Origin of the sequence: Streptomyces sp. NPDC052107, assembly GCF_040680215.1 — a bacterium.
Classification (GTDB): Bacteria; Actinomycetota; Actinomycetes; order Streptomycetales; family Streptomycetaceae; genus Streptomyces.
The window spans coordinates 1-14,300 of sequence record NZ_JBFAWG010000126.1 but is presented as its reverse complement, the minus strand read 5'-3'; the positions used below and the strand labels follow the sequence as shown (position 1 = coordinate 14,300).

The 14,300-nt window shown below is 68.5% G+C and carries 12 protein-coding genes and 4 pseudogenes; 8 read left to right on the top strand and 8 right to left on the bottom strand.

The window, feature by feature from the left end; all coding sequences use genetic code 11:
- The first annotated feature begins 529 nt into the window (after positions 1-529).
- On the top strand, positions 530-880 hold the full coding sequence (locus AB0M27_RS43315) for a hypothetical protein (RefSeq protein ID WP_365730997.1): 351 nt from the start codon (positions 530-532) through the stop codon (positions 878-880).
- A 253-nt stretch (positions 881-1,133) separates the two neighbouring features.
- Here AB0M27_RS43315 and AB0M27_RS43310 read toward each other — a convergent pair whose 3' ends face one another.
- Positions 1,134-1,439, bottom strand: a complete 306-nt coding sequence (locus tag AB0M27_RS43310; protein ID WP_365730995.1) for a hypothetical protein — start codon at positions 1,437-1,439, stop codon at positions 1,134-1,136.
- Positions 1,440-1,909: 470 nt separating this feature from the next.
- Here AB0M27_RS43310 and AB0M27_RS43305 point away from each other — a divergent pair, with 470 nt between their 5' ends.
- Positions 1,910-2,170, top strand: coding sequence for a hypothetical protein (locus AB0M27_RS43305; protein ID WP_365730993.1), 261 nt, complete (start codon positions 1,910-1,912; stop codon positions 2,168-2,170).
- A 377-nt stretch (positions 2,171-2,547) separates the two neighbouring features.
- On the opposite strand, the gene AB0M27_RS43300 is transcribed toward AB0M27_RS43305, so the two are convergent.
- From AB0M27_RS43300 to AB0M27_RS43285, 4 genes and pseudogenes are all read right to left on the bottom strand, one after another.
- Positions 2,548-2,934 carry a hypothetical protein gene (locus tag AB0M27_RS43300; protein WP_356315889.1) on the bottom strand — a complete coding sequence of 129 codons (387 nt, stop codon included), beginning with the start codon at positions 2,932-2,934 and terminating at the stop codon, positions 2,548-2,550.
- Positions 2,931-3,143, bottom strand: coding sequence for a hypothetical protein (locus AB0M27_RS43295; RefSeq protein WP_365730991.1), 213 nt, complete (start codon positions 3,141-3,143; stop codon positions 2,931-2,933). The genes AB0M27_RS43300 and AB0M27_RS43295 overlap by 4 nt, the downstream gene beginning before the upstream one ends.
- 195 nt (positions 3,144-3,338) lie before the next feature.
- Positions 3,339-3,503, bottom strand: a pseudogene (locus AB0M27_RS43290) (IS701 family transposase); the annotation flags it as partial.
- A gap of 402 nt (positions 3,504-3,905) precedes the next feature.
- A complete protein-coding gene (locus AB0M27_RS43285; RefSeq protein ID WP_365730989.1) occupies positions 3,906-4,604 on the bottom strand; it encodes a hypothetical protein in 699 nt (232 codons plus the stop codon).
- A gap of 106 nt (positions 4,605-4,710) precedes the next feature.
- Between AB0M27_RS43285 and AB0M27_RS43280 the strand changes: the two are divergent.
- Positions 4,711-5,103 (top strand): annotated as a pseudogene (locus tag AB0M27_RS43280) (hypothetical protein); the annotation flags it as partial.
- Between the two features lie 20 nt (positions 5,104-5,123).
- Here AB0M27_RS43280 and AB0M27_RS43275 read toward each other — a convergent pair.
- Positions 5,124-5,618 (bottom strand): DUF6624 domain-containing protein, encoded by a 495-nt coding sequence (locus tag AB0M27_RS43275; RefSeq protein ID WP_365730987.1) that lies wholly within the window; start codon positions 5,616-5,618, stop codon positions 5,124-5,126.
- Positions 5,619-6,542: 924 nt separating this feature from the next.
- Here AB0M27_RS43275 and AB0M27_RS43270 point away from each other — a divergent pair.
- A complete protein-coding gene (locus AB0M27_RS43270; RefSeq protein ID WP_365730985.1) occupies positions 6,543-7,205 on the top strand; it encodes a hypothetical protein in 663 nt (220 codons plus the stop codon).
- Between the two features lie 367 nt (positions 7,206-7,572).
- Here the strand turns inward: AB0M27_RS43270 and AB0M27_RS43265 are convergent, their stop codons facing one another.
- Positions 7,573-8,538, bottom strand: a complete 966-nt coding sequence (locus tag AB0M27_RS43265) for a hypothetical protein (protein WP_365730983.1) — start codon at positions 8,536-8,538, stop codon at positions 7,573-7,575.
- Between the two features lie 1,017 nt (positions 8,539-9,555).
- Here AB0M27_RS43265 and AB0M27_RS43260 point away from each other — a divergent pair.
- The 4 genes and pseudogenes from AB0M27_RS43260 to AB0M27_RS43245 all read left to right on the top strand — a co-directional run bounded on the left by AB0M27_RS43260 (position 9,556) and on the right by AB0M27_RS43245 (position 13,069).
- On the top strand, positions 9,556-11,517 hold the full coding sequence (locus AB0M27_RS43260; RefSeq protein ID WP_365730981.1) for an ABC transporter ATP-binding protein: 1,962 nt from the start codon (positions 9,556-9,558) through the stop codon (positions 11,515-11,517).
- Positions 11,518-11,551: 34 nt separating this feature from the next.
- Positions 11,552-11,752, top strand: a pseudogene (locus tag AB0M27_RS43255) (IS5/IS1182 family transposase); the annotation flags it as partial.
- Positions 11,753-11,927: 175 nt separating this feature from the next.
- On the top strand, positions 11,928-12,392 hold the full coding sequence (locus tag AB0M27_RS43250; protein ID WP_365730999.1) for a MarR family winged helix-turn-helix transcriptional regulator: 465 nt from the start codon (positions 11,928-11,930) through the stop codon (positions 12,390-12,392).
- A gap of 260 nt (positions 12,393-12,652) precedes the next feature.
- On the top strand, positions 12,653-13,069 hold the full coding sequence (locus AB0M27_RS43245) for a hypothetical protein (RefSeq protein ID WP_365730979.1): 417 nt from the start codon (positions 12,653-12,655) through the stop codon (positions 13,067-13,069).
- A gap of 548 nt (positions 13,070-13,617) precedes the next feature.
- Here AB0M27_RS43245 and AB0M27_RS43240 read toward each other — a convergent pair.
- A pseudogene (locus AB0M27_RS43240) lies at positions 13,618-14,052 on the bottom strand (MFS transporter); the annotation flags it as partial.
- Positions 14,053-14,300: the final 248 nt, after the last annotated feature.

Here is a 14,300-nt window from a genome sequence, read left to right as displayed (position 1 = left end):
TCCGACGGGGCGAAGACGCCCGCGCCTGCCGAGATCAAAGGGGGCGGCGGCGTCACTTGGTTGTCAGAAGGAAGTAGCCGCAGCCGGGCGCATCGGAGGCGCGGTCGCGATGCCAACGTACAGGTGCCACCGGGCCGCACACCAGCGATTAACGCAGGCCCACGGGAGCACGCGTCCCGCCCGCCCGGGCAGCAAGGCAGGGTCCGGGTCGACAGTGTGTGCGCCGTCGTCGACGCCTCGGGGGCGTGGGTGACGGTCCAAGCGTCCGGCCACCCCAACTCCGTGAACCCGATGCTGACCACGTTCATTGGGGCCCGTCGGGAGTGGAACGAGCAGATCAGGGAGTGGGTTCCCGCTCAACCGAAACCAACTATTACGAATCTTGTGAGGCGGTGACCCGTTCCCGGCCCATGGGCCGCGACCAGCCGTCACGTCGGCCCCAGCACCAGGGAAGATTCCGTCCCCTCCGCGCCGGCCCGCCGCGCCCAGCCCCTTCGCTCTCCCCCTCCCCCGCTTCCTGCCCCAGGAGTTGCCAGGCTGCCAACGCTGCGGCCCGCCCTGCGACCGGCCCGTCTACGCATTCCCGCCCGCCGCTTCACCGCCGGAATCGCGGCGCCGCCGCCCACCGCCAGCGAGGCGCTCGAAACCGAGGTTCAACACCGAGGAAGCCGTCGCCTACAACCGCAGCCGCGTCGCCACCGCCACCACCATCGCCCTCTACCGCAGCGGCTATGTGCTGCCGATGCCCGACGGTCACCTGGACGACGCCGTGCACGCCCTGGACTTCCCCTACTCGGTGCCGAGCCCGGAGACCCGCGCCGCCATCCGTGCCGCGCTCGCCGTCCTGGAAGCCGACTACACCGTCACCGTCACCCACTGACCAGCCACCCGCCCTTACCACCGGCCCATCCGCCACGGGCGGCCCGCGACGGAAGGAGACCTAGTGTTTCTGGTCGCACCCGACCCCGCTCACGGGACTGGTCGCCGCCCCCAGGTCCTCCGACGACCTCACGCCCGACACCGAAGCGACCCTTACGACAAACGCGCCTACGTCTTCCACGGCACCGTCACCGCAGCAGCGGTCCGGTTATGGCTCCGCTCGTGATCCGCCGGACAGTGCCCCAGCGGGGGCATTAACTCACGGACCACTTTCTAAGAAGGCCCTGATAGGGCTCGAACTGGAACTGCAGCGGTGGAGCCATGTCGCCGAAGGACTGACTGAACGCACGCGGCGACTGGGCCAGTCGAAGCAGCACCCGCTCGGCCGTGTCGTCTCCGGCAAGGCCGGGCGCGAGAGCCGCACAGCCCCGAACGCCTGCACTCGGGTGGGTGAGCCAAGAACGGGTGTCGTCGCCGAGATGGCCCATGGCGATCAGCAGCGTCGCCAGTTCGTAGGGGGATTCGGAAGCCCGGGCCATCGACGCGAACCGCCCCAGCAACACCGGACGTTGCGCCGATCATCTTCCACTGGAACCGGATGGGCTTCAGCAACAGGCAGCAAGCCATCTGGTCGCGTGCAGCACGCGAAGCCGTCCTCGGGCAATGATGCGCTGCCTCCAGGTGACGTAACGGCTCCGAGCACTGCCGCGTCTCCTTGAGTGACCACGGCCTTGGAGCGGGCCCGAAATCTTCATGGGAGAGACCAGCACCTGACCGACGAGTCCTCGTCCCATTCCGCCATCATCAACAAGCACCCGCACAAGTGGGTCGTCGCCGCCGAGACAGGTCCGCGCCACCTACAGTAGGTATCTGGTGGCCTTCCCCTCGTAGCGCGGCGACGTCCCAGGGCTTGCCGCCTCCCTCGCCCGCGAGCACGGAGGCAGCCCTGACGTCTGGTCGCGCGCGGTGAACACGGCGCGTCGACTCGCCGACCCCGCCTGATCACCCCACCAGCCGAAGGACGAGTCCGATGCCCAGCTATCAGCTCCGCGGCACCGCCACCCGCCAGCTCCTCGCCCGCGGCCTGGCCGACTACGCCGCGGCCGAGGCCGCACTGAACCGCCTCGACGACGAACTGGAACACGACCTCACAGCCAATGGCGAAGGCTCCGGACGCATCCGGCCGCGCCTCGACATCGAGAAGGTCACCGACGGCACCGCAGAGGCCGTCGGACACCACGTGCTCCTCCTCGGCGTCGAGGACCCCACCGACCCCCTGCTCGCGCTGTAGCCGATAGAGCCTGGCCCATGACCCGCGATACACCGCCAGGAAGCCGGCGCCTCCCTCCCATACGCTGCCACCGCGCCGCCTCGACTCAGGCAGGCGCCCCCGCCCGCCGCCAGGACAACCGCCCGCGCCCGGCAGGACCGGGGCGGTCACCGCGCGCATCCCCACCGACGCGGACCCGATGCTCGGCTCCGTCCTGGGGCGCGAACTCGCCTTGGGGTGCCGGACCGCCCGGGTGGGACAAGGACGTCTACGCCCGGATGCACGCCGCTACGCACTCTTCGACGATCTCGACGAGACTTGGCTGCTGGGCCGGACCAGGGCCCTGCGCTCGGCCCCGCTGGGGGCCGAAGTCATCAAAGCTGCCGGGCCGGGCGACTTCAGCGGTTGAGATCGAAAACGCGGATACTGCGGCCTTCGTATGCTTTCGGGGCCACCGTGGCGACCAAGGCGTCCGCGCCCCACTCGGGCAGATGCCGGGTGGCATGGATCGCGGCACCAATGCCAAGGGGAACGCCGTCCCGGTGCAGTTGAGCCACTTCGAGCACCGCCGGGTAGTCCAAGTCCACGGTGTGGATGACCTCCAGCTGCCCGATGTGCTCGGCGATCCCCAGGTACTCGCGGTCAGCTTCTAGGATCGAGAGGGCAGGTGCCCACAGGCGGGTGTCGGTCTCGAAATGAGCCCGGTGGATGAGCGCGGAGACCTGGCGGTTGCCCGCGAGCGCCACCAGCGTTGGCGCATCGAGAATGAGATGGTGCAAGATCACGCGGCGGCGCCCTGCTGCCGGGCGAACACCTCACGGAGCCTGCGACCCATGGCCGCGCTCTCCTCGTCCGACACCTCGACGCCAAAGTGTTCACCCAGGTAGGCGCGGGTCTGCTCGGCCCGCTCACGACGTTCTTCCTCGGTCAGCGTGGACTCCGCGAACTCCTGCACCAGGGAGCGGATCGAAGTTCCCCGGGATTCGGCAATCACGGCGAGACGGTCACGGACTTCGGCAGGCACACGAATCATCGCGTCAGACATACCCCACAGTATACATCCGCGTATACGCGCCTGGAGCGTCAGCGCCGCGGCGCCTGCAGGGTTCCGTCAGGTCTGTCTTGATCTTGGTGTGGTTCTGCTGGGCAGGGGGCTGGTGGCAGGTGATGCAGGTGCCGGTTAAGCAGCTCAGCAGGTCCTGGAGGGCGTCGAGGATCTGGTAGAGGCTGAGTCCGCTGTGTCGGCTTTTGGGGCCGGCCGCTGCTCGGTGAGGAAGGCGTGGGCGGCGCTGACCAGGGTGGCGTGGTGGTGCCAGCCGTTCCAGGAGCAGCCTTCGACCTGGTCCAGGCCGACTCGCCGGCGACCGGCGACGAGGGCCTGCTGGGCTGAGTCGATCCAGTCGCCGATGGACGTGGCCGGCCAGGCCGTCCGATGCGGCGAGGGCGCCGTACAACGGCCGGACGTCCCTATGCAGTTCGGCGGCTGCGGGACGGAGCCGGGCTTCGCCGCGGGCATCTCGCAAGACCCGTACCGCCGTCGCCATGCACGCGACGACGGCGAATGCGATGAAAAAGCCGAGTCACCAGCTCGCGGAACCGGGAGCACCGCCCGTCTCCTCCTACGTCCGCGGAACAGACAGGTCAGGGCGAGGCCGATCAGCAAGACCGCCGGCCGTCACCCGCCGGAGCGATCGCCTGCCAGCTCACGTGCCCTGGACGGCTACCCGCGCGCCCCAAACAGCCGACGCCGCCGCGGCTACTCGGGGAAGGCGAGGGCGTAGTGGAAGCCGTCGTCGCCGACGGCGTTGCGCAAAGACCGCACGACCGCCTCGGGATCGTCGTAGGGGCCGTTGACGTAGAAGGGCTTGCCCTCACGGCCGAAGCGGATCGGGCTGGGGCCGGCAGGCTCGCCGAGCACAGCGGCTGCGGCATCGAAGTCCGCCTCGGGATCGAACCCGAGCTCTCGGGCGTAGGCGGCGGCGCCAAACACCAGGGCACGGACAAGCTCGGCGGGAACCTGCACATGCCCCTCGAAGGCACTGAAATAGGCGTGGCGGTGCGCAGCCAGCTGACTCGGGGTCATCGGCTCAGGAGGCAGTGCGTTCTTCACCCCCAGACACCACACGTCCAGCAGGAACCCGGCAACCTGCACCTTCGCGGAGCGCGCACTGTCTGCGGCCACGAGTACGGCGACAAGGCCCCGCACCTCCTCGGCGTCGCAAGCCCCAGGGTCCAGGCCCGTCCACTGCGGCGCACCCTCAAGATCCACACTGCTGCTCCAGCCGGCGTTCACCCAGCAACGCGGCTCGCCACGACCTGACACCGAGACCTGCACGGCGCCGTTGAGCACCCCGACGACATCCCTGACGCCCACCCCCAGCGTCCGAGCAATCGCCTTCGCCGACTGACCCTGCTGGTCCAGCTGCTGTACCTGTTCTACAAGCCTCTCGTCCACAGCCTCACTCTATGGCCGCCGCCACGACCACAGGACCCAAACGCCGGCAGCTACAACTGCCAGAGCGACCCTGCGAAAACGGCGAAACTCGAGGTTCATCGTCACCCGCCGAAAGCTGCGCGCCTTCGTCAAAGTCGACCGCAGCACCATGAGCAGCGAACGGCTGGCCACGAAACTGATCGAATACGCCCGCCTGTTCCAGCACGAGACCCAGCCCGCCGGCCGCCGCAGGCAGACCACCGCAGGTCCTGCCTGGCTGCGCTGGTATCCGGTCTTCCCTCGCGTGCTCTTCGTGCTCACCGGCGCCTCCCGGACCCGGCTGGAGAATCGGATGAGCGATCTGCAAGCGATGGTGGCCCACCACCCGCTCGTACCGACCCTCGCCCGCGAAGCCCGCCTCGGAGCCGCCATACTGGAGGACCTTGAGCAACACGGCCCCACCCAGGCCGCGTGGACGCCCCTGGCCGGCGGCAAGCCCCGCCCCTGGACAGATCTGTGAGTCGCCGGCGCGAACGAGGGTCACCCTTCCCGCATACGCTCGTCGTACTCGGCGTGGGGTTCCAGGCTCATGGCCGTCCTGCGTTCGTCGAGCCGTTCGGGATCGGCGATCGGCTGGGGGCGCAGGTTCGTGCCGTCGGCATCGTGGGTGTACTGGGTGCCGTACATCTGGGGTTGGCCGTCGGCGACCAGGACGCGGTCGGTCAGGTACGCGAGGTGCCGAGGAGGGGCATCGCCGGTCGAGACCGCATCACGCAGCAGCTTCAGGGCCTCCTTCTGGAACGGCACGTCCTGATCAGCATGCTGGGCGAGCAGCCATGCGTCCTCGGCGCCCTGCTCACCTACGAAAGAGATCCCTGGCCACCCGTATTCGGTGAGGATCGCCTTGAGCCATGCGGTGTTGCCGGCGTCGATCTGCGGGAGATCGCCGACCTCGCCTGTGGCCAGCCAGTGTCGCCGGGCCGTCTGATCGGTTTCAGCTCGGCGGCGCAGCTCAGCAGCGAGTTCCTGGTTCACGTGGTCTGCCCGCAGCTCGCGGGGGCCAGGTATAGCAGCGCTCATGGAGTAGCCATCGGTGTGGGTGTGGGTGTGGGTGTGGGTGTGGCGAACGGAAGCACTGGAGGAGTCCTCTGCGTGGCAGGGGCGTCGGTAAGGGCCAGGGGCCGGTGGATAACGCTCATACCGTCCGTCGTATCTCGTGTCCAGGTGCTCCTTCACTGGGCCCGCCAGTTCCTTGTAGAACAGTGTTCTGTCGGCGGCCTGGAGTACCTGGAACACGGGCCCGCTGGTCGCTCTCGTCAGTCCGCGCGACGCGGCACACGCTTCGTGCCGGGCCTGGTTCGACGGGCTCACGACCGGCAGGGAACTGGTGGTGCCTGCCACCGTGGTGGCGGAAGCCTGTTACCTCATCGAGCGGTTCGGCGGAGCCCCGGCGGAGGGCGCGTTCCTGGACGACCTGGCCGCTGGCGCGTACGGCACGGTCACGGGGCTGATGCAGGTCATCGACCCGGAGCCCCTGCCCTCGCCGGAGGCCTCGACGCCGAAGCTGACGATCCCGCAGCAGGTGGCCGGCCATCCCGGCTTCGACGAGGGCGAGCAGCCCGTCGTCGCCCTGGCGCCCCGCCCGGACGCGCAGCGGAAGCTGGACATCCCGCCCTGCTTGGGCACGCGGCCAGCGCCTATTTCGACAGGGATGAGTGGGACGGGCTTCCGCCTAGCTGGTTCGATGACGCTCTCGAGTACCTCGGCCAGGACTGCCTGGGCGTCCCGGGACCTCTCGTCCGGCGGCGTCCGCTCCCAGGCCGCCCTGATGAGGCGTGCTACCGCCTGGCCGATGTCCTGGTGCGGTGGGCCAATTTCGGGCGGGGCTGGGGCTTTCCCCCGGAAGGCTTCTGGGAGGCGGCAGCGCTGCACGCGCGGACCCCCGCTGACCGGTTCGCCATGGGGGAGGAAGCCCACGAGTACGGCCGCTACCGCTACGCCGCCCTCCTGTTCGAGCTTGCCGCCCAGGACGGCCACCCAGGGGCGTGGAAGCACCTGGTCGAGTTTCTTGAGATCCTGGGCCGCGCGGATGACGCCACGGCCATCGCGCAACGCAGCGGACAGCCACACCTCCTGCAAGAGCTCACCGAGCTCCGGAACTCTATAGAGACGATCACGTTGGCGTGGACTCAAAGGCAGTGGTCGGGGACCGCTGCCCCTCAGCCGAGTGCGGTGGAGTTGGAGATGCGCCGACTGCAGGAGGCCGGCCGCTGGGACGAAGCCGTTGAGTACGCCATGAACGCTGCCCGCGAGGGTGACATCGAGGGCCTGGAGGAGGCTCTCCGGCTCTTGGAGGAAGCCGGGCAGCGCGAACGAGCCGAAGGCATCGCGATCAGCTACACGAATATCCCCTACCTTCTCGGGGATCTTGTCCAGATGCGGGTACGGGCAGGAGATCAGGCGGGAGCCGAGCAGGTAGCCCTCGAGGCCGTGAACGGCGGCCACCCGGACGCGCTGTACGAGCTTGCCCGAGTGCGGGAGAGCGCCGGGCGTCCCGACGAGGCCAAGGCGATCAGACGGTACGGGCTGACAGCGGACGGATCTCCGTCTGCTCCGTGGTGACACCGGGTCTCCTTGCCCCTCGCGCGACGCCGCGGGGGTGCTCAGGCTTGGTGTGTCACTGACGAGCGGGCACGGCTGTGCTGATTGACGTTTCCTCAGCGGTGATCATTTACAGGTTTCGTTGAGGACGAGGGCGGCGCGGGCTCCGGTCCGCTCGAGGCCAGCTGCGAGATAGGAAGCGTTCAGGACTGTCTCGCTTGTGCTGTCCACGAGCCACTGCGACGTGCCGGGCATCTGTATGACCGCAGCGTGAAGCCGGGTGGCGGAGGGTGGCTGCGGTCGTCACGAAAAGCGGTCTTCCTGGGGGAACGTCAAACCTATGCCGCCCAGCGAAAACATCGTCCTCAAGATTGGAATGACTAGCTTCTCAGCCATCGAGAAGATCACCGTCGCTGAGAGGGAAGATTCCCGGCATCAGGCCGCTGGCACGGGGGAGATCTCGCCACTCAATGTCCCCTTCCATCGCGGACTGTTCCCGCCAGGCGTCCCCCTCATCCGTGCTGCGGTAGGCCTGGTGGAGCGAGTTGGGTAGTTCATCGCGGCCTTGGCGGCCTGGGCGGAGCCGATCAACTTGGGGAAGGGTCCAGTCCGTAGCGAAAAGTGTGCCGTCGGAATTGAGTGTTCGGTCCTGGCGGGGGGTGTGGCGATCGAGCAAGCGCAGGATGTCGTTGCGAAGGCCAGGGATGTGGTCGCGTCGTGACGCTCTCTCAACGCGCTGCAAGACGGGTGCGAGTACCCCAAGCGTCACGCCGAGCGTTGCGAAGCTGGCCACGACATAGTCGCCCAGAAGCTGTGGTTGCTGGTGAGCGAAGGCGTCCAGAAACGGCGCGTAGTAGGCCAAGATGTGCCGATCTGGGTCGACGGGGAGGTCGATCGCGTTCGGGGCGGCTTCGTCAGGGTCGATCGCCGTCAGACGCATGGCTCCACGAGGGGAGGGGAAGTCCACCGCGCTCGCGTAGGCGATCTTCGGTATGTCGCCTCCGATGGTCTTGACCGTCCTTTTCTGTATCTCCATGGCTTTGCGCAGGTTGCTCGTCAGACAGCCGGAGCGGCCCTTGGCCTCTGCGACGACGTAGCCCCCGGAGGTCCGCTCTCCGAAGAAGTCTGCTCGGCTATCGCCTGGGGTGAAGGTGAGCCCGTAGGCGCTGGCGTAGCGGGCGACATGCATGAAGAAGCGGACGGACAGTTGCGTCTCTGCAAAAATTTGGCACATGGCCTGCCCCAGGGTGTAGGACAGCATGCCCTTCTCGGAGGGATCGAGCTCTCGGGCGAGGTCGGTGCGTGTGATGCGACAGACCTGCCCGTCGTCGGCCCAGCTGAGGTAGGCGGGCATGGCCGCCACCCTGTGGCACCACTCGTATGTCGATGACCTCGCGTGCTTCATCTGGTCCTTCGGCGCTCTGCCCGTGATGAACAGAGCGCGCGCCAGAGCCTGTGGTGTGATCTGCAGGTCGTGGCAAGCAGGGACGCCAGCGTATGCCGGGAATTGCGTGGCACTGGTGCGGACTTGGGCGGGGCCGTTGGGGAGCATCGTCGCCATTCGAGGGTCAGGGCCGTCAGACGCAATGGCCGCGAGGATCGTTGTACCGGCTCTCTCTATCACCCCAGCCGGACAGGGAAGCCAAAAGCATCTGGTGGCAGGGGGGTTCTGTCGTGCGCACGCGCGTGAGTGTTGCGGGCAGAGGGCGGGGCGCGAGCCGCCAGGGGTTTCGGCGCCGGCGCAGCACCAATGGGCTCGGTCAGGGCCAGGGCGTCGCAGACGGCCTCGGTGAGCCGGTCAGGCCGGCGGATACCATCGCTGCCTCGCCGCGCAACTGGCGCGCGAGCACGGCGGTGTCTCCCGCGACCTGCACTTGCCTTGATGACGCGGTCGACGGCCGCTTTCTGAGTCCTGGCGCTCTGCTCGCGCCCTTCTGCTAGACCGCGCCCCAGCCCCGGGCGCCGGAACAGCGGCGTGCTCGGCGTTTTGGCCATCGCCGCTCCAGCCCCTGGCCCATGCACCGCAAGGGTCGATGCAACCCACAAGCTCCGGCGCGCGCTCAATCCCAGGGCTACCAGCACGACCGAAACACATGTGTTCGAAATTCCGGCTGGCTCGTTGAGCCACAGCAGGAGCCGCACGACCGTCAAGGGGGACCACGTTGAGTTCGGCCAAGACACAAGCACATACGACTTCCCATAACGTGGCGCGGGGCGAGGAGTACTCGTACCGCAACGACTCCAGCTGCAGGACCCCTGCGCGGATGAGCACCGTCACCATGGCGCGGCGGCTGCCCGCGCCGGCTCTCCGGGCGCCGAGCTGGTCCAGGTCGGGAGGGGCCCTGTGAAGAGGTTCTTCGGGCGTGTACGGATGGCCGAGCCTGAGGTCTCCGACGCCGAGCAGGAGCTCTTCGGGGGTCCTTTGCGCTATGACTTCGGCTGGTCGGAACACGAGCGTGCCCGGCTGGACTTGACGATGATGTCGGCTCTGCGCTCTATGCCGAGGCTGGTCGGGGCGACGTTGCGGATGGCGTGGCAGGCGGATCGGCGCGCGCTGCTGACGGTCGCCATCAGCGAGGTGGGGCAGAGTGTCGCCGCGGCGGTCGGGCTGCTCGCGGTCAACGCCGTCATGCACGCGCTGCTCGGCTCGGGCACCCCCGAACAGCGGTTGCACGCGGTCCTGCCGGGACTGCTCGCCGCCGCAGCAGCTGCCGTGGTCAACTCGGGCCTGGCCGGATGGTCCACCTCGCGGGCGGGCCGGCTGGAGCCGCTGGTCGAGCGGATCGCCACGACCCAGTACCTGGCCGCCGCCGCGTCGGTGGAGCTGGAGGCCATTGAGGACCCGGAGTTTAGGCGGTTGATCGATGTCGCCCAGTACGGCGCCGGATCCGCCCGCCGCATGATCAGCGCCTGCGTGGCTGCGCTGAATGGGACCATCTCGCTGATCTCCACGGCCGGCGTGCTCACCATTCTCCACCCGGTGCTGCTGCCGATGCTGATCCTGATCGCGGCGCCGCGCGGCTGGGGCGCGATGCGGGTGGCGCAGGAACGGTACGTGTCCGTGATGACCTGGGTCGAGCATGTGCGCGCCAGCCGCCTGATCGGCAACCTGCTCACCGAGCGCAGCGCCGCGCAGGAGGTGCGCATCCACGCCGTCGGCCCGTTCCTGCTCAGCCGCTACGAGCGGATGGCCGAGAGCGCGGAGGCCGAGCAGGAGCGGCTGGCTGCCGGCAAGGCCGTCACCGAGTGGGTGGCCGCCGCGCTGTCCGGTCTCGCCATGGCGGCGACGTACGCGGCCATGTTCTGGCTGATCACGAGCGGGCACATGAGTCTGGCCGTGGCCGGGACCGCCGTCATCGCCGTCCGCTCCGGCTCAGCGAGCCTGGGCGCGCTGGTGATGAACATCAACCAGCTGGACGAGGAGTCCCTCTACGTCCGTGACCACGCCCGGTTCCTTAACGAGGCGGCCCACCGCACCATCCCCGACGGGGGCGATCCCGTTCCGGGACAGGTGAAGCAGGTGGTCCTCGACCAGGTGAGCTACCGCTACCCGGACCGGGAAGCCCCCGCCCTGGATGGGGTGTCCCTCACGCTGCCTATGGGCACGGTCACCGCCGTGGTCGGCGAGAACGGGTCCGGCAAGAGCACGCTGATGAAGGTGCTGTCGGGCCTGCTGCTGCCACAGAGCGGGACCGTGCGCTGGGGTGAGGCCGACGTCGCCTGCCTGGACCGCTTCCGGGTGTTCGACCGCGTCGCGCTGCTCACCCAGGACTTCCAACGCTGGCCCGTGACCGCGGCGTTGAACATCCGGATCGGCCGGCCCACCCGGGAAGCCGGTCCCGAGGACCTGCAGCCGTCCGTCGACTACGCGGGAGTCGGAGCGGTCATTGCGAAACTCCCTCACGGCCTGCACAGCCTGCTGGCCCGCATGTTCCGCGGTGCCAGCGAGCTCTCCGGCGGCGAGTGGCAGAAGATCGGCCTCGCTCGAACCCACTGGCGCAGCTCCACCTCAAACGCCGACGGTGTGCTCATCGTGGACGAGCCCACCTCCGCCCTCGACCCTAAAGCCGAGATCGCCGCCTTCGGCCGCATCCGCCGGCTCGCCGCCCCGAACAGGGCCGTCGTCCTGGTCACCCATCGCATGTCCGGCGTCCGCCACGCCGACCGTATCTACGTCCTGCACCACGGACGGCTCGTCGAACACGGCAGCCACGACGAACTCATGGCCGCCAACGGGCGCTACGCCTCGATGTTCCACGCACAGGCCGCCCAGTACACCCCCACCGGCACCATCCCCCGCCCCGCCTCCCCCACCACCGCAGATCCCGCATGACCCACTCGAAAAAGCCCAGCGTGACGGCTCGTAGCGCCCTGCCCTGCAGCTTCGGGCACTTCATGACGTGTTCGCCTACGCCCATGCCGAGGATGTCGAGCTCAGGCTGGATGCCACCGAGACCCAGGGCCGGCCGGCCTGTAGCGAGCCGCAGGGACAGAAGGGCGTTCATGTCGGGAAGAAGAAGCAGAACATCATGAAGGCCACCGTCGTCGCCGACCAGCGCGGTCGCACGTGATGGACCTGCCCCCTGCGACCAGGGCGGATACATGACAGCCCGCGGCCTGCACCACCACCGCGACCCCCGGCTCTGCGATCCCCTCTATCATTGAGCATCTGATATCATCGAAACTACTAAATGATCTTAATCGAGTAACAGTTTACGAACTGATACAGTAAGTGGGGTGACAATGACTGCGGACCTGACCGGCACCGTCGAGGCCGAACCCCTCGACCGGCTCGGCTTTCTGCTCGCCCGGCACGGCGCCATCGCCTATGCCCGCATGGAGCACGCCTTCAAGCAGTGCGGACTGACACCCCGCCAAGGCGCGACGCTGGTCCTGCTGGGCGAGTCGGGACACATGAGCCAGAAGGGCATGGCGGAAGCCCTGGAGGTGGATCCCAGCATCCTGTGCGGGATCCTCAACGACCTCGAGAACACGCACCTCCTCGAGCGCCGGCGCGACCCGGCCGACCGGCGCCGCCACATCGTGGCGCTCACCGACGAAGGCGGCCGCACCCTCGACAAGGCCCAGGACGCCATCACCGCCGTGGAGAAAGAGCTCTTCGCCGGCTTCACCCCCGAAGAGCTTTCCACTCTCCGCAGCCTCCTCGGCCGAGTGAGGACGCCCCAGAGCGACTCCGCCTGCACCTGACCGACCCGCCACCAGGCAGCTTGGGGCCACGGGCATTCCCGTGGCCCCTTTGTCATGCCCCTTCTGGGAATCCACAGCATTCCGGCAGCTTCGTTTCGGTGAGTCGACAGTCACATCCGTTCATTCATTGATGAGTCTCAACGATCTGTTAGCGTCAATGCATGACGTTGCTCGGCCGTATCGGGCACGAGCCCTTCGGCATAACGCGTCGATCGTTCACCGCCCGCACCACACACCGGGCGAAGCAAGGAGACACCGCCATGAAGAAGCTGATGACCCGCGTCGCCCTCGCCGCCGCCACCGTGACCATGACCGGCAGCGCCCTCGCCGCCGTCACCGGCCCCGCCTCGGCAGCCGCCCTGCCCTCGGGGCACAGCGGTCACCACAGCGCCGTCGCCACGGTGACGGAGCGCGCCGGCTTCTCCCGCATCGGCGAGGGGTGGTCCCTCTCGGACGGGCAGCGTGAATGGCACGGCGAGCGGGACCAGTCGGGTTACTCGTACTGGCGCTCCGGCGGCAACGGTCAGCAGCTTCGCTACGACGGTCACCGCCTCTACCGCTTGAGCCAGGGACAGTGGGTCGCCGTCGCCCAGGCGGACGAGCAGGCCTACGCCTTCAACCGCTGGCACTTCGACCAGCTCTGGACCGTCCGCGCCGCCGACCCCCGCGGCATCTGAGCAAAAATCCGCTCCCGAGAACACCCGGACAGAGAACATGATGAAGCAGTCGATCCGCACCCTCAGGACCCTTCGCCGCCGTCGTCCAGCGACGGACTTCGGTGCCGGCCGGCACCGTGGACAGCCTGCCGCCGAACGCCCGTCCGCCCCGGACGCGCCCGGAAACGGCCGCCACCGCCGCACCGAGACCCTCGCTCTTCCCGCGTCCGCCTGACCGCCCTCGTGTGAGCCGACCCCGCGAGGCCGACGCCCCGACGAGGCCCCGCTGCGCACGCACAGTGCCGCCAAGCACAGATGCCTCCCGACGCGCCACGGCTGTGGCCAACCGTGTGAACAACACCGCCAACCTCCGCCTGCGAGCCGAGTGACACGGGCACACCACCGCCCGGCCGGCCGACGCCCCGCCAAGGCGCGACGCCCCCGAAGAGCACGCGCCTGCACCTCCCTCTCCACAGCGGGAGCGGACCCGGACAGCGCCCCACCCCGCCGACTCCACCGTCAACCACACCGCGGCGCCGCCGAAGAGCGCGAGGCGACACGTTGGCGACCTGGCGGATCAGCAGCAGCGCGGGGACGTGCAGGAAGAAGCCCGCGCAGCCAGCGGCGTCACCGAGCGAGGACCGACGCGGTCCGACAGCGCGCCCGCGAGCGGCTGCACGATCACACCGAGCACGACCAGCGCCAGGGTCTCGTCGGAGTAGAGTCCACTCGCCAGACGGCTCGGCATGCAGGACAGCAGCCTGCAGTCCGTGACGTTGAAGATCTGGACGAGGCCCATGCGCAGCGGCAGCACCCTCCACTGCCCCGTGACCATGCCGCGTAGCGGCACCTTCGGCCGCTCGCGCTCCTGATCAGCGGCCTTCTCAGGCTCCCGGCGGCAAAAGCGGGTCTCCTCGGGCTTCGTCCACGACTAGAGGCCGATGATGCGCATCGGGCCCGCGATCAGGGAACGGCGGGCGCCGGCCCCCCGACAACAGGTCGTCGTACGCCGGGCGCAGCTCGCCGGCCTGGGTGGTCATGGCCCTCTCGCGCCATTGCGTCCGGTCCTGCGAGTGTCCGAGTGTTCGTCCCAGCCAACCGATGCAGGCCGTCGCCTCGGCCTCGATCAGTTCCTGCCGCAGCCGCTCGGTGTCTCGCCCGGGTTCCGCAGTTGATGTAGCGGGATAGTCTGTGGATTCGGGGGTTGACGTGCGGAAACGCGCCGTCGGCTGGTGGGACGGCGTGTATCTAG

What these genes read in the sequence shown, in the direction of transcription:
- AB0M27_RS43250 (WP_365730999.1), top strand. Translation starts at nt 11,928, where the DNA reads ATGACTGCGGACCTGACCGGCACCGTCGAGGCCGAACCCCTCGACCGG.
- AB0M27_RS43265 (WP_365730983.1), bottom strand. Translation starts at nt 8,538, where the DNA reads ATGCCCGCCTACCTCAGCTGGGCCGACGACGGGCAGGTCTGTCGCATC.
- AB0M27_RS43260 (WP_365730981.1), top strand. Translation starts at nt 9,556, where the DNA reads ATGGCCGAGCCTGAGGTCTCCGACGCCGAGCAGGAGCTCTTCGGGGGT.
- AB0M27_RS43305 (WP_365730993.1), top strand. Translation starts at nt 1,910, where the DNA reads ATGCCCAGCTATCAGCTCCGCGGCACCGCCACCCGCCAGCTCCTCGCC.
- AB0M27_RS43270 (WP_365730985.1), top strand. Translation starts at nt 6,543, where the DNA reads ATGGGGGAGGAAGCCCACGAGTACGGCCGCTACCGCTACGCCGCCCTC.
- AB0M27_RS43245 (WP_365730979.1), top strand. Translation starts at nt 12,653, where the DNA reads ATGAAGAAGCTGATGACCCGCGTCGCCCTCGCCGCCGCCACCGTGACC.